10 protein-coding genes, 15 tRNA genes and 2 rRNA genes are annotated in these 17087 nt (G+C 48.5%); 26 read left to right on the forward strand and 1 reads right to left on the reverse strand.

Annotated elements, in window-relative coordinates:
• The first annotated feature begins 20 nt into the window (after positions 1–20).
• The 7 genes from gatB (at position 21) to ABXS70_RS01590 (ending at position 7476) form a co-directional block, all read left to right on the forward strand.
• Positions 21–1460 (forward strand): Asp-tRNA(Asn)/Glu-tRNA(Gln) amidotransferase subunit GatB, encoded by a 1440-nt coding sequence (gene gatB / locus ABXS70_RS01560; protein ID WP_342552770.1) that lies wholly within the window; start codon positions 21–23, stop codon positions 1458–1460.
• A gap of 126 nt (positions 1461–1586) precedes the next feature.
• Positions 1587–2054, forward strand: a complete 468-nt coding sequence (locus ABXS70_RS01565; protein WP_342552769.1) for a GNAT family N-acetyltransferase — start codon at positions 1587–1589, stop codon at positions 2052–2054.
• Between the two features lie 33 nt (positions 2055–2087).
• Entirely contained in the window at positions 2088–2798 is a 711-nt protein-coding gene (locus tag ABXS70_RS01570) for an MgtC/SapB family protein (RefSeq protein ID WP_366293448.1), read from the forward strand.
• Positions 2799–2948: 150 nt separating this feature from the next.
• On the forward strand, positions 2949–3563 hold the full coding sequence (locus ABXS70_RS01575; protein ID WP_342552767.1) for a hypothetical protein: 615 nt from the start codon (positions 2949–2951) through the stop codon (positions 3561–3563).
• 31 nt (positions 3564–3594) lie between these two features.
• A complete protein-coding gene (locus tag ABXS70_RS01580) occupies positions 3595–5016 on the forward strand; it encodes a DUF4097 family beta strand repeat-containing protein (protein WP_342552766.1) in 1422 nt (473 codons plus the stop codon).
• A gap of 158 nt (positions 5017–5174) precedes the next feature.
• Positions 5175–5600: a peroxide-responsive transcriptional repressor PerR gene (gene perR / locus ABXS70_RS01585; protein WP_342552765.1), complete on the forward strand. Its 426-nt coding sequence runs from the start codon at positions 5175–5177 to the stop codon at positions 5598–5600.
• A gap of 145 nt (positions 5601–5745) precedes the next feature.
• Positions 5746–7476: a glycosyl hydrolase family 18 protein gene (locus tag ABXS70_RS01590; protein ID WP_342552764.1), complete on the forward strand. Its 1731-nt coding sequence runs from the start codon at positions 5746–5748 to the stop codon at positions 7474–7476.
• A 255-nt stretch (positions 7477–7731) separates the two neighbouring features.
• Here ABXS70_RS01590 and ABXS70_RS01595 read toward each other — a convergent pair whose 3' ends face one another.
• On the reverse strand, positions 7732–8109 hold the full coding sequence (locus tag ABXS70_RS01595; protein ID WP_342552763.1) for a DUF2614 family zinc ribbon-containing protein: 378 nt from the start codon (positions 8107–8109) through the stop codon (positions 7732–7734).
• A 131-nt stretch (positions 8110–8240) separates the two neighbouring features.
• Here ABXS70_RS01595 and ABXS70_RS01600 point away from each other — a divergent pair, with 131 nt between their 5' ends.
• The 19 genes from ABXS70_RS01600 to tnpA all read left to right on the forward strand — a co-directional run bounded on the left by ABXS70_RS01600 (position 8241) and on the right by tnpA (position 16783).
• Entirely contained in the window at positions 8241–9119 is an 879-nt protein-coding gene (locus ABXS70_RS01600) for a nucleotidyltransferase-like protein (RefSeq protein ID WP_342552762.1), read from the forward strand.
• Between the two features lie 508 nt (positions 9120–9627).
• A 16S ribosomal RNA gene (locus tag ABXS70_RS01605) occupies positions 9628–11182 on the forward strand.
• 391 nt (positions 11183–11573) lie between these two features.
• Positions 11574–14516: ribosomal RNA gene (locus ABXS70_RS01610) — 23S ribosomal RNA — on the forward strand.
• Together the 16S and 23S rRNA genes with 15 tRNA genes alongside form the textbook arrangement of a ribosomal RNA operon.
• A gap of 69 nt (positions 14517–14585) precedes the next feature.
• Positions 14586–14661, forward strand: a tRNA-Asn gene (locus ABXS70_RS01615).
• A 1-nt stretch (position 14662) separates the two neighbouring features.
• Positions 14663–14754: transfer RNA gene (locus ABXS70_RS01620), tRNA-Ser, on the forward strand.
• Positions 14755–14769: 15 nt separating this feature from the next.
• Positions 14770–14841, forward strand: a tRNA-Glu gene (locus tag ABXS70_RS01625).
• Positions 14842–14943: 102 nt separating this feature from the next.
• Positions 14944–15019 (forward strand) — tRNA-Val (locus ABXS70_RS01630).
• Positions 15020–15036: 17 nt separating this feature from the next.
• Positions 15037–15110 (forward strand) — tRNA-Met (locus ABXS70_RS01635).
• 27 nt (positions 15111–15137) lie between these two features.
• Positions 15138–15215 (forward strand) — tRNA-Asp (locus ABXS70_RS01640).
• A 96-nt stretch (positions 15216–15311) separates the two neighbouring features.
• Positions 15312–15384: transfer RNA gene (locus tag ABXS70_RS01645), tRNA-Phe, on the forward strand.
• 21 nt (positions 15385–15405) lie between these two features.
• Positions 15406–15481 (forward strand) — tRNA-Thr (locus ABXS70_RS01650).
• Positions 15482–15490: 9 nt separating this feature from the next.
• Positions 15491–15576 (forward strand) — tRNA-Tyr (locus tag ABXS70_RS01655).
• A 6-nt stretch (positions 15577–15582) separates the two neighbouring features.
• Positions 15583–15656, forward strand: a tRNA-Trp gene (locus ABXS70_RS01660).
• 29 nt (positions 15657–15685) lie between these two features.
• A tRNA-His gene (locus ABXS70_RS01665) sits at positions 15686–15758 on the forward strand.
• A gap of 14 nt (positions 15759–15772) precedes the next feature.
• Positions 15773–15847: transfer RNA gene (locus tag ABXS70_RS01670), tRNA-Gln, on the forward strand.
• 4 nt (positions 15848–15851) lie between these two features.
• Positions 15852–15926, forward strand: a tRNA-Gly gene (locus tag ABXS70_RS01675).
• A 6-nt stretch (positions 15927–15932) separates the two neighbouring features.
• Positions 15933–16006 (forward strand) — tRNA-Cys (locus tag ABXS70_RS01680).
• Positions 16007–16039: 33 nt separating this feature from the next.
• Positions 16040–16118, forward strand: a tRNA-Leu gene (locus ABXS70_RS01685).
• A gap of 191 nt (positions 16119–16309) precedes the next feature.
• Positions 16310–16783, forward strand: coding sequence for an IS200/IS605 family transposase (tnpA, locus tag ABXS70_RS01690; protein ID WP_366293454.1), 474 nt, complete (start codon positions 16310–16312; stop codon positions 16781–16783).
• Positions 16784–17087: the final 304 nt, after the last annotated feature.

Consider the following 17087-nt stretch of genomic DNA (forward strand, 5'->3'; position numbering starts at 1 on the left):
GGAACGGAGGTAAATGAGAAATGTCCGCATCTAAATATGAAACGGTCGTTGGACTTGAAGTCCACGTGGAGCTGCATACCAACTCCAAAATTTTCTGCGGCTGCTCCACCGCTTTTGGAGCCCCGCCCAATACACACACCTGCCCGGTATGTCTCGGACATCCGGGCGTACTGCCAGTCCTGAATCGTCAGGCTGTGGATTATGCAATGAAAGCAGCTATGGCCCTCAACTGCACGATTGCTGATGTCAGCAAGTTTGATCGCAAAAACTACTTTTACCCTGACTCACCAAAGGCGTATCAAATTTCGCAATTTGATCAGCCGATCGGTGAGAATGGCTGGATCGATATTGAAGTCAATGGCGAGACGAAACGGATCGGCATTACCCGGCTGCATCTGGAAGAAGACGCCGGAAAGCTCACACACGTGGATGGCAGTTATGCATCACTTGTGGATTTCAACCGTGTAGGAACTCCGCTGGTGGAGATTGTATCCGAACCGGAAATTTCTTCCCCGGAAGAAGCACGTGCGTATTTGGAAAAACTGCGTGCCATTATGCAGTACTGCGACGTATCGGACGTGAAGATGGAAGAAGGTTCACTGCGTTGTGACGCCAACATCAGCTTGCGTCCGATTGGACAAGAGAAGCTGGGCACTCGTGCAGAGCTGAAAAACATGAACTCCTTCCGCGGTGTACAGCGCGGTTTGGAATATGAGCAGTACCGTCAGGCTGAAATTCTCGATGACGGCGGAGAAGTGGTTCAGGAGACACGCCGCTGGGACGAGTCTCAGGGTAAAACGCTGTCGATGCGCGGGAAAGAACAAGCGCATGATTATCGTTATTTCCCAGACCCGGATCTCGTAAAGCTGCATATTGATGCCGAATGGAAGGAACGCATCCGTGCCTCTATTCCCGAGCTGCCAGATCAGCGTAAAGCCCGGTATACATCAGATTATGGCCTGCCGAGTTATGATGCCGAGGTTATCACTTCCTCCAAAGCCATTGCAGATCTGTTTGAAGACAGTCTGAAATATACGCAGGATGCCAAATCCGTCTCCAACTGGATTATGGGTGACTTGTTGGGTTATCTCAACACTAATAACCTCGAGGTAACACAGGTTCCTTTGACAGGCCAAGGACTCGGCGAGATGATCGGCTTGCTGGAGAAGGGAACCATTAACAGTAAAATCGCCAAAACGGTATTCAAGGAAATGCTGGAGAGCGGCAAGCTTCCGCAGCAGATCGTTGAAGAGAAAGGCCTTGTGCAGATCAGTGACGAGGGAGCGATCCTTGCCATTGTAGAGCAGGTCGTTGCAAACAACCCGCAATCGGTTGAGGATTATAAGGCCGGTAAACAAAAAGCCATCGGTTTCCTCGTAGGTCAGGTGATGAAAGAAAGTAAAGGCAAGGCAAATCCAGCCCTCGCCAATCAACTGCTTGCAGATGTACTGAACCGCTAATCCTTCCGGTGAGGCCGGACAGAAAGAGGCTCGTCCCTGTGACAGCCTCTTTTTTGATATAAAATACTCAGAAGTCCGTTATTCATTTAACGGTTGATCCAGCCTGATGCGAGGAGCTGCTTAACGATGAAAATTCAATCGTTGTCACTGCATGATGAAGACATGTTAGCCCAGTTGTGGAGGCTGCAGCATATGGCTTACCGACTGGAAGCCAAGATTATCGGATTTCAAGACATTCCGCCTCTCCTGGATACGATGGAAACCCTGCAGCACTGCGGAGAAACATTCTACGGAAGTGTTGATGAGCAGGATGGAGAGCTCCTTGGCGCTGTAGCTGTAATGGAGGAAGAGCGGGACACACTAACGATTACTCGTATGATGGTACATCCCAACCATTTCCGCAAGGGGATAGCCGCATCGTTAATGGAGCACGTTTTCAAAGAACATCCTAATCTGTCTCGGTACATCGTTTCCACAGGAACGCTTAATACAGCTGCTGTAAATTTGTATACGAAGTTCGGATTTGAGCCTGTGGAAGCAGCACAGATTGCACCTGGAGTGGAATTAACAACATTTCATAAGAATAGGCTTTAAGCATGTGAACAACTTAGAGGAGGAACTACGACGTTGAGCAATCCTTGGTTTATTGATGAATGGCATATTTTGCTTCGTTTACTGTTGGCAATGCTGCTTGGCGGACTGGTCGGTCTGGAACGTGAGAGATCGAACCATGCAGCCGGGCTTCGAACGCACATTCTGGTTTGTCTGGGGTCTGCACTGATTATGATGCTGTCTATTTATGGATTTAAAGATTTTGCACATGAATTAAATGTACGGATTGACCCGGCGCGTCTTGCTACAGCGGTCATAACCGGTGTCGGATTTTTGGGTGCAGGAACGATTCTTTTCACAGGAAAATCGATCACCGGGCTCACAACGGCTGCTTCGATATGGGTGGTTGCCGCGATTGGTCTTGCTGCGGGTGCAGGATTCTTCTTTGCTTCCATCGTTTCGACCGTGCTCGTCCTTTTAAATCTATGGGTGTTTAACAAATTAGAACTGAGATATCTGCGCGGCAGCAATCTGCATGTCATTACCCTCCACACGTTGTCTGAGCCAGGGACACTAGAGAAGGTATCGTCTTTTATGGAGCAGGAGAAGATCAAAATCCGTAAAATTACAGTGAATGAGCAGGATTTGGCTTTTGCAGAAGTAACCTCTGTTGAACGAAAAATAGAAATTGTGCTGCACGTTCAAGTGCCGCATGAATTTAAAACGATACAGATTGTCTCCAAACTAAGACAGTGGGAACACATGACCAAAGTGTCGATTGAATAAAGGAAATCATAACCCTCCGAGTACAGGAATGGCGGAGGGTTTTTCTTAATATCCATTTTTATTCCAGTTACTCTTCTGGCGCTTTAGGGTACTATCTAACCAAATGCATGATGAGGGGAATCGGTCATTTTCCGATGGAAGGAGCATGTTATGAAGAAGCGTCATCCGGGCAGCAAAGGAACGGGAAAAACGAGACAAACAAGAAAGCATAGAAAGCCCAAAACGGTACAGAAAAAAACACATAAGTTTATTGCCGGGCTGCTGAGTGCCATCATCCCAGGTTTGGGACATATCTATTTACGTCTGTATATGCGGGGGTTGACTTTTATACTGCTGGTATTACTTGATTTGTCTGCTCTTTTGTATTTCTCGTCCATTGGCATACAGATAAATGTACCTCTGTTAATTTTGCTGGCTCTCTGTATTCCGGTCATTTATTTCTACAATGTCTATGATGTGCTGCAGTCGGCTGATTGGGTGATGATGCGCAGGCGCCGGGCTGTAACCCAAGCAAATACGGACAAGCCGCTGTCTGGTGAGCGTTCTGAACGGGAACGAGTGATGGTGTGGGAGCGAGGCATTTCGTTTGGGCTCTTGTTAATTGTGGGAGGATCACTGATGGTGCTGTTTTTCCGGAAACCACGCTGGTTTCAAGAGATTATTGCGATGTACGGCGGATATGCTTTTGCAGTGCTGATGATCGCAGGCGGCTTGCTGCTGTTTGGCCGGGAATTCTGGGTTATGCTGCGCAGGAAGAGAACATAGGGAACGGATAGGGATGGAAGGAGGGAAAGGAATGAACCTTAAAATCCGGGTTGGACGTTTTACGGCTGCAGTCTTGATCGCGGTCATTGGTGTATTGCTCATATTGGATAAACAGTGGGGGACGGACTACCTCTACGAAATAGTGGATTGGTGGCCATTTTTACTTGTGGCACTTGGTGTGGAATGGATTATTTTATTCCTATGGACACGTAGAAGAGGCAGTCGAGATTCAGATCGTTCAGCCCAGTCGGATGAACGTCAAAAGATTCGTTTCAGACCGGATGCCAAAGGCATTCTGACGTCTTTAATTTTGACGGCTTCTGTATTTATTGTGACTGAACAGGATCACTACATGCATCTATGGAACCGGGTTAGTCTGAATTTGGGGGCTGCTTCAATGGACTACAGTCAGGCTGCCGGATACAAGGAAGAGAAAGAAACGATTGGAGTACCTGTTGGTATGGATACTTCGAACATCGTCGTTGAAGGTGTGAACGGAGATATTTCGCTGCAGCGCGGAGATACGGATGAGATTCAAGTGAAAACTGTTGTATGGGTAGACCAAACGTCTGATGTGCAGGCCAAGGCGGTCGCGGCAGCTTCTTTTGTAGAGGCCGAAGGGACCAAGGTCATTCATATTAAAGCGACAGGCAAAGCGTATGGTGAAAATGAAAAAACGCAGCCGCGTATGAATATGACAGTTATCGTTCCAGACGACCGCCGCTTCAATCTCGATATTCGGACATCCAATGGCGCGATATTGTTGAATCGTCCTGAAGCCATTAGTACCATCTTTGCCGAGACGGGCAACGGGCGAATTCGTATTACGAATGCGGTCGGCGATATTAAGGGCAAAACACTGAATGGCGACGTGATCATTGCCAAGGCGATCGGGAATGTGGACATGGACAGCAACCGCGGGGATATGAAGGCACGTGGCGTTTCGGGAGATGTGAATTTGACTACACAAGTAGGCAGTATCAGCATTACTGACTCATTTGGTGAGTTCACAGCTGATACCCGGAACGGCAATATTACGCTGGATGGTGCCAATCTGGGCGTTAAAGCTCAGTCCCTCAATGGCAGTATTAACATCGTCTCTACCAAAGTTGGCGGAGATTGGGATGTGTACAGTGCAGTTGGAGCAATTAACGTTATGATCCCCGAGCGCGGTGATTATAGTTTGACCGGCTCCAGCAGTTACGGTGATTTGCGGACGGATATGCCGTTTAACGTCAAAAACAAAACGATTGAAGGGCAGCTTGGTGAAGGAGAATACACAATTAAAATTGAAGGAAACAGTGATCTTGCAGTGCAGCGTAATCCTGACGTTCCCGTACCTGAAACGAATCGCATCGAAACAAGCGAAACGAATGCGGATGGGCAGCAGGAGACGGATGGAGGGACAAATCCCCAAGGGAACACAACGGAAGTTCCCACATCGCCGCGTTGACAATAAACTTGCAATCGCCGTACAATAAATATACACTGGCAAGGTTACATGACGTGAAAGAGCGTGTTTCGTTGTGAACGGCCGGAAATAACACTCTGTATGGAGGGTGGAGAGATCCCTTTTTCAAGCAGAGAAAGAAAGGTAAGGCGGTGGGCTTTATGGCAACACGTGTCCAACATGCGTTGGAGCAGCTCAAAACGACCGGTGTCCGTATTACACCCCAGCGTCATGCCATATTAAACTATCTGATGGAATCGATGGGGCATCCGACAGCCGATGAGATTTACCGGGCACTTGAACCCCAATTTCCAAGTATGAGCGTGGCGACAGTATATAACAATCTGAAAATGTTTCTGGAAGCAGGTATGGTCCGGGAACTGACCTACGGAGATAATTCAAGCCGTTTTGATGCCAATGTCACGGATCATTATCATGTGATATGTGATCAATGCGGCAAGATTGAAGACTTCAGCTATCCTTCGTTAAAGAGTGTTGAGCTTCAGGCAGAATCGAGTACGGGATTTGAAGTACATGGTCACCGATTGGAAGTATATGGTGTGTGCAAAAGTTGCAGGAACCAATAGAGATGATTTACAATATTGACGTGTGGAATTCAGTATGGATTCTTCACGTTTTTTATTTATAAAGGTATTGGAAGCAGGCGGCCTTATGGTTAATCAATAGTTTTGGGATCTTACTATCATGAATGGAATTTACGGAGGTAGTCGTTTGGGTAGAAAAAGTATATATACGCGTCGTAAACGACGTTCATTTTGGCCGGGATTGCTTGGAGCCTTTCTCGTGGCTGGCGGAGCTTATTGGCTGATTACCAGCGTTTGGTTGAATAAAGTCTATGAAGACCCGGATTGGCTCGGTAGAAATCAGCCTATTTTTGTAGATGGACAGCTTATGGATGAGGAAGCTTCAGGTAAAGGTGAGCAGCTTAAACTGCCTGTAAAAGTACTCCAGGAAACGATTGATCCAGGCATACGATATGAGCCGGATTCAGGTGATATTATTATTGCTTCTCCGGAGCGCGTGCTTCATATGAAAGAAGGCAGCAACCAAGCTGAACTGAATCATCGAGATTATCCGCTGAATGTAAAGCCGGAGGTAAAGTCTAATGAAGCGTATATTCCCCTTCAACCGCTGAAGGAGGTATACGGGCTGGCCGTTCAGGAGGACCCAACAACAGGAGCCGTTATTTTGATGCGGGGTGGAGACACGATCCAATACGCAGCTGTAGATACCTTGTCATCGAAAGAAGATCAAACCGTCCCGTTGTATAAGCGTGGAGCTGAGTCTTCACCTATACTTACAGATATGCAGCAGAACACAAGAGTAAGGGTATGGCAGACGGGGAAAGATCAGAGTTTTGTGCAGATGGATAATGGATATGCCGGATATGTAGATAATGATCATCTCGTTCTGGGCGAGAAAAAGACGCTGGACACACCGAAGTTTACACCCACTGCGGCGGAGAAAAAGTGGAAAAACAAACCTGTGAATCTGGTATGGGAAGCTGTATACAATCGTCAGCCTGACGTAAGTTCCATTGGGAAAATGCCTGGGGTTAATGTAGTAAGCCCAACATGGTTCCATATTACAGATGGGAATGGGACAGTGAAAAGCAAAGGGAATGCATCTTATGTGAACTGGGCCCATCGTTCTGGAATGGAAGTATGGGGGTTAATGGACAACAGTTTTGATCCGGAAATCACCAAGGAGGCGCTATCTACTTACGCTAAGCGTACACACATCATTGAACAGATGCTGGACTATGCCGGAACGTTCCGGCTGGACGGTATAAATATCGATTTTGAGAATGTGCATACCGAAGATGGACCGAATGTGACTCAGTTTGTACGTGAAATGAAGGCGATGGCCCGTATTCATGGATTGATGTTATCTGTGGATGTTACGCCAAAATCGAATAGCGAAATGTGGTCTGCCTTTTTAGATCGTCGCGGATTAGGCGCGTTTGCCGATTATATCGTGGTGATGGCGTATGACGAGCACTGGGCTGCCAGTCCAAAAGCTGGCTCGGTAGCCTCACTCCCTTGGACGGAGTCTTCGATGCGGCGCATACTAGAAGAAGATGACGTTCCTTCGGACAAGCTGATTATGGCTGTACCTTTGTACACACGGATTTGGACCGAGAAAGCGAATGAACAGGGAGAGATCAAGGTATCCTCCAAAGCAGTAGGTATGAACAGCGTTCAAGAACTGATTCGGGAAAAGAAGCTGAAACCTGTACTGGATCAGGCAAGCGGACAAAACTATGTGGAGTACAAGGAAGACGGTGCCGTCAAAAAGATCTGGATTGAAGATGTGGTATCCCTGCAAGCGCGGGTGGAGCTTATTGCTTCGTTAAGACTCGGGGGTGTGGCTGCGTGGAACAGAAGTTTTGCCAATGCCTCGGCATGGGAAACACTCAAACAAGCAGGTTACTCTAAATAATTTTTGAACTCATCATACACATCATTGGCAGTATGGAAAAAGCCCCGGTAGTGGATACCGGGGCTTTTTATGTTACAACTGCTGTGCCAGTGTGCATTGATAACGGATACGCTTACAGGATGTAAATTGCGCATCATGTGCATTGCTGGATACCCTGCAGCCGATCTGGAGGGAAGTTCAGACATCAAGTTGTGGGTCGATGAAAAACAGGACAGTGGAAGAAATACAAAAACGGGATTTCAGAGTGAAGCGCAGTTACTTGGAAGTTGCGGCGGGTGGACTAGATGCCTCCAAAGGTTGACTCATCGTGTTTGCTTTGTTTGGATCCATCGTCAGAATCGTATGACAAAACATGCAGCGATCCGTTTTACCCAGCATTTTGGTTAACTTGCCGCATTCCGGACAATCGACCTGTACAGCACTGGTTGAAAGCATGCCAGCCCAGAAATAAATGATTAAACTGCCAAGCATGGCAATAAGGCCAATTACGAGGCCGATGGCAGCAATGACCTTTCCGGCATGTCCCCAGAACACAATTCCTGCCGTCCCGAGTATCATTAGACCCATCCCTAACATGGTTAACAGTAATCCCCAAGTGCGAAAAGCATTAATTTTAGCTGATTTAAAAATCATGAAAAATGCTCCTATCGTATGAGTAGTATTGGACCCGAAAAAGAAGGAAACGCTGTACTTCATGTAGAATTACATTATAACTGACTTGGCGACATTCTGCCATGAATTGTATAAATTGTATGGAGGGAATCGTGGAATTAAAGAACCTTGCTTTTTTGTCTGAACAGTCGGAAGAGACAGGGGCAGTTGGGGCTATCGCTTATTCCCACCCGGGAGAGCGATTCCACGGCTCCCTGATTCAGGATTTTGACTTGCTTGTACTAATTGTGCATAACACAGATCAGCCTATGTCAATCGTCGAACACTACAGATATGGGGATCTTCGTTATCAGTTGATCTATGCAAGCCGTTCCGATCTGCAGACGACGGCAGTTACCGGAGAACATTATAATCTCATGCAGTGTCTGATAGAAGGAGAGATCATCTGGGAAACGGATCATGAGATTAGTTATCTGCGGGAGGAACTGTCTTCATTCGGAAATGAGCTGCGTGAACAAAAGCTGTTTCATGAGTTTACCCGTTTTTTGAAAATGTACGTTGAAGCAAAACGCCATATACAGCAGGGGCATGTTGTGGACGCTTATTATGATGCACTTGAGGCATTGGGAAATTGGGCAAGGATCGTGCTTATTGAGCAGGGGATATATCCCGATCATGCCGTCTGGACTCATGTTGAGCAGTTGGATCGCGCTTTGTGGAAACTGTACCAGGAGCTGACGGTAAGTTCGGAGACGTTGGAGCAGCGTGTTGAGCTGGTACTGCTTGCCTGTGAATTTTCCGTTATGTCCAAAATGGGAGAATGCTCCGAGCTTCTGCTGCGTGTAATAAGAAGTCGCAAAGAGCCATGGAGCATTAATGAGCTTGTCCATCATCCTCAATTAAGGTTTGTTCGTAATGACCTGCCTTTGATTCTTCGTAAGCTGGTGTTTCGTTCTATTGTAAAAGAATCAGCAGGTTGGCCTTCTCTGGAAGGAGAAGGACGGGAAATACGTTATTGGATGGAGACCTGAACCACTCCATTGATCGAATATGTGAAGCTGTGTATAAAGGAGGGGAAACCTTCCTTTTTTGTTTATTTAATAATTTATATATTTAGTGTTGACTCTAGTTATCGTAATATGGTACATTATATTTCGTTCCCCAAATGAGTTGATTCGTGAAAATGATAAAACACATTTGGATGCGGAATGAAGAAAATTAAGTTTTAAAAAAGAATTTTTTAAAAAAGTTCTTGACGAAAACAAACGAAATGTGTTACATTATTCAAGTCGCCGCTGAAACGCGGTAAGACAATGAAGAGGTAAACAAATCATGTTTGATCTTTGAAAACTGAACAACGAGTGAGTAACGATCTTGCTTGCAAGATCGACGCTGAGAAATCGGTATACGTCTTCGGACTGTATGATTTCGAAAGTGAAAATGAGATTTTTAATCTCGTCAGATTCAAAATGAGCTATTCGCTCTTTTCAATACCCCGATGGGTTCCGCAGCGTTTAACCACGCTGACGAAATTCATCTTTATTGGAGAGTTTGATCCTGGCTCAGGACGAACGCTGGCGGCATGCCTAATACATGCAAGTCGAGCGGACTTGAAGAGAAGCTTGCTTCTCGGATGGTTAGCGGCGGACGGGTGAGTAACACGTAGGCAACCTGCCCTCAAGCTTGGGACAACTACCGGAAACGGTAGCTAATACCGAATACTTGTTTTCTTCGCCTGAAGGAAACTGGAAAGGCGGAGCAATCTGTCACTTGGGGATGGGCCTGCGGCGCATTAGCTAGTTGGTGAGGTAACGGCTCACCAAGGCGACGATGCGTAGCCGACCTGAGAGGGTGATCGGCCACACTGGGACTGAGACACGGCCCAGACTCCTACGGGAGGCAGCAGTAGGGAATCTTCCGCAATGGGCGAAAGCCTGACGGAGCAATGCCGCGTGAGTGATGAAGGTTTTCGGATCGTAAAGCTCTGTTGCCAGGGAAGAACGCTTGGGAGAGTAACTGCTCTCAAGGTGACGGTACCTGAGAAGAAAGCCCCGGCTAACTACGTGCCAGCAGCCGCGGTAATACGTAGGGGGCAAGCGTTGTCCGGAATTATTGGGCGTAAAGCGCGCGCAGGCGGTCATGTAAGTCTGGTGTTTAATCCCGGGGCTCAACCCCGGATCGCACTGGAAACTGCGTGACTTGAGTGCAGAAGAGGAGAGTGGAATTCCACGTGTAGCGGTGAAATGCGTAGAGATGTGGAGGAACACCAGTGGCGAAGGCGACTCTCTGGGCTGTAACTGACGCTGAGGCGCGAAAGCGTGGGGAGCAAACAGGATTAGATACCCTGGTAGTCCACGCCGTAAACGATGAATGCTAGGTGTTAGGGGTTTCGATACCCTTGGTGCCGAAGTTAACACATTAAGCATTCCGCCTGGGGAGTACGGTCGCAAGACTGAAACTCAAAGGAATTGACGGGGACCCGCACAAGCAGTGGAGTATGTGGTTTAATTCGAAGCAACGCGAAGAACCTTACCAGGTCTTGACATCCAACTAACGAGGCAGAGATGCGTTAGGTGCCCTTCGGGGAAAGTTGAGACAGGTGGTGCATGGTTGTCGTCAGCTCGTGTCGTGAGATGTTGGGTTAAGTCCCGCAACGAGCGCAACCCTTGATCTTAGTTGCCAGCACTTCGGGTGGGCACTCTAAGGTGACTGCCGGTGACAAACCGGAGGAAGGTGGGGATGACGTCAAATCATCATGCCCCTTATGACCTGGGCTACACACGTACTACAATGGCCGGTACAACGGGCAGTGAAGCCGCGAGGTGGAACCAATCCTAAAAAGCCGGTCTCAGTTCGGATTGCAGGCTGCAACTCGCCTGCATGAAGTCGGAATTGCTAGTAATCGCGGATCAGCATGCCGCGGTGAATACGTTCCCGGGTCTTGTACACACCGCCCGTCACACCACGAGAGTTTATAACACCCGAAGTCGGTGGGGTAACCGCAAGGAGCCAGCCGCCGAAGGTGGGATAGATGATTGGGGTGAAGTCGTAACAAGGTAGCCGTATCGGAAGGTGCGGCTGGATCACCTCCTTTCTATGGAGAATCGTCTTCTGCAATGAAGACATTCAAATTTAAAATCTAGCCAGGTCGGCTAGTTGCTCACTCGTTGCTCAGTTTTGAGAGCTCAAACTCTCAATCATCTCGTTTTTTCGACGGACACCGATGGTGAACGGCCCGAAGAAACCGATTTGTTCTTTGAAAACTAGATATCGAAACGAAACAAACGCGAATTAGAACATTCCTTTTAGGGATGAATGCTGGCTCGGTTCAAGTAACCGAACAACAATCATCCGAGCTGAACTTGTGTCAACAAGTGAAAGTGTTTTTAAGGTAGATTGCTGGAGCGAGTGATCGAAATGGAGCGACTTTTGGCTTTGAACGAAGTTCAAAACAAGGGAAGCGACAGCTCGAACACGAGCGACTTGGTTAAGCTGCTAAGAGCACACGGAGGATGCCTAGGCGCTAGGAGCCGATGAAGGACGTGGCGAACAACGATACTGCCTCGGGGAGCTGTAAGCAAGCTTTGATCCGGGGATGTCCGAATGGGGAAACCCAGCTGGGGTAATATCCAGTTACTCACAACTGAATACATAGGTTGTGCAGAGGCATACCAGGGGAACTGAAACATCTAAGTACCCTGAGGAAGAGAAAACAATAGTGATTCCGTCAGTAGCGGCGAGCGAACGCGGAGAAGCCCAAACCAAAGAGCTTGCTCTTTGGGGTTGTGGGACGTCTCACATGGAGTTACAAAGGAGTCAGTTAAACGAAGAGGTCTGGAAAGGCCCGCCAAAGAAGGTAAAAGCCCTGTAATTGAAAGTTGATTCTCTCCGAGACGGATCCCGAGTAGTGCGGGGCACGTGAAACCCCGTATGAATCCGGCAGGACCATCTGCCAAGGCTAAATACTTCCTAGCGACCGATAGTGAAGCAGTACCGTGAGGGAAAGGTGAAAAGCACCCCGGAAGGGGAGTGAAATAGAACCTGAAACCGTGTGCTTACAAAAAGTCAGAGCCCTATGTTGCGAACTTGTTCGTCAACAGGGTGATGGCGTGCCTTTTGTAGAATGAACCGGCGAGTTACGTTCCCGTGCAAGGTTAAGGTGAAGAGCCGGAGCCGCAGCGAAAGCGAGTCTGAATAGGGCGAATAAGTACGTGGACGTAGACCCGAAACCGGGTGATCTACCCCTGTCCAGGGTGAAGGTGCGGTAACACGCACTGGAGGCCCGAACCCACGCACGTTGAAAAGTGCGGGGATGAGGTGGGGGTAGCGGAGAAATTCCAATCGAACTCGGAGATAGCTGGTTCTCCCCGAAATAGCTTTAGGGCTAGCCTCGGAAAACAGAGTCGTGGAGGTAGAGCACTGATTGGGTGCGGGGCCCGCAAGGGTTACCAAGCTCAGTCAAACTCCGAATGCCATAGACTTACTTCCGGGAGTCAGACAGTGAGTGCTAAGATCCATTGTCAAAAGGGAAACAGCCCAGACCATCAGCTAAGGTCCCCAAGTGTGTGTTAAGTGGGAAAGGATGTGGAGTTGCACAGACAACCAGGATGTTGGCTTAGAAGCAGCCATCATTGAAAGAGTGCGTAATAGCTCACTGGTCGAGTGACTCTGCGCCGAAAATGTAACGGGGCTAAACACACCACCGAAGCTATGGCTTGATGCTTGCATCAGGGGTAGGGGAGCGTTGTATAAGGGTTGAAGGTGTACCGTAAGGAGCGCTGGACATTATACAAGTGAGAATGCCGGTATGAGTAACGAAAAGATCAGTGAGAATCTGATCCGCCGAAAGCCTAAGGGTTCCTGAGGAAGGCTCGTCCGCTCAGGGTAAGTCGGGACCTAAGGCGAGGCCGAAAGGCGTAGTCGAAGGACAACAGGTCGAAATTCCTGTACCACCGTAAATCGTTACGAGCGATGGGGGGACGCAGTAGGGTAGTGACGCAGGCTGATGGATGCCTGTCCAAGCAGTGAGGCTGATGTGTAGGCAAATCCGCACATCGTAAGGCTGAGCTGTGATGGGGAGTGAAAATTACAGTAGCGAAGGTCATGATCTCACACTGCCAAGAAAAGCCTCTAGCCAGATGAAGGTGCCCGTACCGCAAACCGACACAGGTAGGCGAGAAGAGAATTCTAAGGCGCGCGGAAGAACTCTCGTTAAGGAACTCGGCAAAATGACCCCGTAACTTCGGGAGAAGGGGTGCCCCGGTAGTGTGAATAGCACGAGGGGGCCGCAGTGAAAAGGCCCAAGCGACTGTTTAGCAAAAACACAGGTCTGTGCGAAGCCGTAAGGCGAAGTATACGGGCTGACGCCTGCCCGGTGCTGGAAGGTTAAGGGGAGTGGTTAGGAGCAATCCGAAGCTGTGAACCGAAGCCCCAGTAAACGGCGGCCGTAACTATAACGGTCCTAAGGTAGCGAAATTCCTTGTCAGGTAAATTCTGACCCGCACGAATGGCGTAACGACTTGGGCGCTGTCTCAACGAGAGATCCGGTGAAATTTTAATACCTGTGAAGATGCAGGTTACCCGCGACAAGACGGAAAGACCCCATGGAGCTTTACTGCAGCTTGATATTGAATTTGGGTACGATCTGTACAGGATAGGTGGGAGCCTTTGAAGCATGAGCGCCAGCTTGTGTGGAGGCACCGTTGGGATACCACCCTGATCGTATCTAGGTTCTAACCTGGTGCCCTTAGCGGGTACGGGGACAGTGTCAGGTGGGCAGTTTGACTGGGGCGGTCGCCTCCTAAAGAGTAACGGAGGCGCCCAAAGGTTCCCTCAGAATGGTTGGAAATCATTCGAAGAGTGCAAAGGCATAAGGGAGCTTGACTGCGAGACCTACAAGTCGAGCAGGGACGAAAGTCGGGCTTAGTGATCCGGTGGTACCGCATGGAAGGGCCATCGCTCAACGGATAAAAGCTACCCTGGGGATAACAGGCTTATCTCCCCCAAGAGTCCACATCGACGGGGAGGTTTGGCACCTCGATGTCGGCTCATCGCATCCTGGGGCTGAAGTAGGTCCCAAGGGTTGGGCTGTTCGCCCATTAAAGCGGTACGCGAGCTGGGTTCAGAACGTCGTGAGACAGTTCGGTCCCTATCTGTCGTGGGCGTAGGAAATTTGAGAGGAGCTGTCCTTAGTACGAGAGGACCGGGATGGACGTACCGCTGGTGTACCAGTTGTTCCGCCAGGAGCACCGCTGGGTAGCTATGTACGGACGGGATAAGCGCTGAAAGCATCTAAGCGTGAAGCCCCCCTCAAGATGAGATTTCCCAGTATGTAAGACCCCTTGAAGACGACGAGGTAGATAGGCTGGGGGTGGAAGTGCAGCAATGCATGGAGCTGACCAGTACTAATCGGTCGAGGGCTTATCCAATAGCAGGTTTTGAGTCGCGTGAGTTTCGTTTCGAATCTAGTTTTCAGAGAACAACACTCTGAAACATATTCCCTGATAGCTCAGTTGGTAGAGCACTCGACTGTTAATCGAGTTGTCACAGGTTCGAGTCCTGTTCGGGGAGCCATGGAGAGGTGTCCGAGCTGGCCGAAGGAGCACGATTGGAAATCGTGTAGGCGTCACAAGCGTCTCGAGGGTTCGAATCCCTCTCTCTCCGCCACAATCTTTTTAGCAAGGCCCGTTGGTCAAGGGGTTAAGACACCTCCCTTTCACGGAGGTAACAGGGGTTCGAATCCCCTACGGGTCATAGTTATCTTAATAACTAAAGCTTGAGATGAGAGAAGCATCTCATCAAAAAAAGACTTGATTTTAATATCAGGTTTGTGGTAAGATCATAAATGTGTTATTCGGAGGCTTAGCTCAGCTGGGAGAGCATCTGCCTTACAAGCAGAGGGTCGGGGGTTCGATCCCCTCAGCCTCCACCATATAATATTTATAATGACGCGGGGTGGAGCAGCCCGGTAGCTCGTCGGGCTCATAACCCGAAGGCCGCAGGTTCAAATCCTGCCCCCGCAATTTAACTTTCCTAACCGAAAGTGATCTGGAACCGTGGTGTAGTTGGCCTAACATGCCTGCCTGTCACGCAGGAGATCGCGGGTTCGAATCCCGTCGGTTCCGCCATTTAAGATTTAACATGAGGGAAGCTGTTCACTAGATCTGCTGTATGGCACTGATGCCCTAGATAAGGTGTAGCAACTCAAGCTTTAACTTTATTGCGGCTCGGTAGCTCAGTCGGTAGAGCAGAGGACTGAAAATCCTCGTGTCGGCGGTTCGATTCCGTCCCGAGCCACCTTTATAGAAAACTTAATATGCCGGTGTAGCTCAACTGGTAGAGCAACTGACTTGTAATCAGTAGGTTGGGGGTTCAAGTCCTCTCGCCGGCACCATGTAATCCTGGAGGATTAGCGAAGTGGCCAAACGCATCAGACTGTAAATCTGCTCCCGTACGGGTTCGGTGGTTCGAATCCATCATCCTCCACCAGTTTTTAGGGGCATAGTTTAAAGGTAGAACAACGGTCTCCAAAACCGTTGGTGTGGGTTCAATTCCTGCTGCCCCTGCCAATTATAATTTAATGAATGTATTCTATATGGCGATCGTGGCGAAGTGGTTAACGCACCGGTTTGTGGATCCGGCATTCGGGGGTTCAATTCCCCTCGATCGCCCCTTTGTTATCTAATGGGGATTAGCCAAGCGGTAAGGCAACGGACTTTGACTCCGTCATGCATAGGTTCAAATCCTATATCCCCAGCCATTACGCGGACGTGGCTCAGCGGTAGAGCATCGCCTTGCCAAGGCGAGGGTCGCGGGTTCGATTCCCGTCGTCCGCTCCATAATAAGGCGCCATAGCCAAGTGGTAAGGCACAGCTCTGCAAAAGCTTTATCCCCAGTTCGAATCTGGGTGGCGCCTCCAGCATATTTTTAGTATATGCACACAGCAAAATAAGCCGGCGTGGCGGAATGGCAGACGCGCTCGACTCAAAATCGAGTGGGAAACCGTGGAGGTTCGAGTCCTCTCGCCGGTATTAATAAAAGAGTTCATTAGAGACTATCTCTAATGAACTCTTTTTTATTATGGCTTTAGCCAGTTGAGTGCGTGAAACGCGCGAAACAAAAAACCACCCGCTATGCGGGTGGAGGGATGAAGGGTTTGACCATTATGACCATTCCAATACAATTGAGATGTTCAGGCTCAAAAAGAAAGGAATGGTCATTCATGGCAACCAAGAGCTACAGCCTAGCTCACACAAAGTGGATGTGTAAGTACCACATTGTGTTCACCCCGAAGTATAGACGGAAAGAAATCTATAATCAAGTGAGAAGAGATTTAATCGAAATCTTTAAACGTTTGTGCAAGTACAAAGGAGTCGAAATCATAGAAGGTCACATGATGCCCGATCATGTCCATATGTTAGTAGCCATCCCTCCAAAAATTGCGGTCTCCACGTTTATGGGATATCTAAAGGGAAAAAGTTCGCTCAAGATCTTCGAAAAACATGCCCAGCTTAAGTATAAATACGGAAATCGAAAATTTTGGGCCGAAGGGTACTATGTGAGCACAGTGGGTCTAAATGAAGCAACCGTAAGAAAGTATATTCGTGAGCAAGAAGCACATGATCAGGCGGTAGATAAGCTGAGTGTAAAAGAATACGAAGATCCATTCAGCAGTAATCGAAGCAAAAAGAAGTAAAACCAGTTTACTGGTAAGTGAAAGAGACAAATTACACTGAGCCTGAACAGCCCTGCTGTCAGGCTAGCGTCTTTAGGCGCAGTTTGGCAACAGGGGGTTATACCCCAAGAGCAAACCACCCGTTGGACGGGTGGTCCTGATTTGGTTTTAGTACCTGATTCAATTAGGTCGTATGAACATAAAATTGCTATGGGGTTCAGGGTACTATTGTGAAATTTTAAAAGTCTCGACTAGATGATGGAAATGATTTTATTGGAGGTCTGCCCACACTTGAAAATCGAACTGATGAAGTTCTTATAGATGC

The organism is Paenibacillus sp. AN1007, assembly GCF_040702995.1.
Taxonomy (GTDB): Bacteria; Bacillota; Bacilli; order Paenibacillales; family Paenibacillaceae; genus Paenibacillus.

Excerpts from the sequence above, each read along its gene's own strand:
- gatB (WP_342552770.1), top strand. The coding sequence starts at position 21 with ATGTCCGCATCTAAATATGAAACGGTCGTTGGACTTGAAGTCCACGTG.
- ABXS70_RS01565 (WP_342552769.1), top strand. The coding sequence starts at position 1,587 with ATGAAAATTCAATCGTTGTCACTGCATGATGAAGACATGTTAGCCCAG.
- ABXS70_RS01575 (WP_342552767.1), top strand. The coding sequence starts at position 2,949 with ATGAAGAAGCGTCATCCGGGCAGCAAAGGAACGGGAAAAACGAGACAA.
- ABXS70_RS01580 (WP_342552766.1), top strand. The coding sequence starts at position 3,595 with ATGAACCTTAAAATCCGGGTTGGACGTTTTACGGCTGCAGTCTTGATC.
- perR (WP_342552765.1), top strand. The coding sequence starts at position 5,175 with ATGGCAACACGTGTCCAACATGCGTTGGAGCAGCTCAAAACGACCGGT.
- ABXS70_RS01595 (WP_342552763.1), bottom strand. The coding sequence starts at position 8,109 with ATGATTTTTAAATCAGCTAAAATTAATGCTTTTCGCACTTGGGGATTA.
- tnpA (WP_366293454.1), top strand. The coding sequence starts at position 16,310 with ATGGCAACCAAGAGCTACAGCCTAGCTCACACAAAGTGGATGTGTAAG.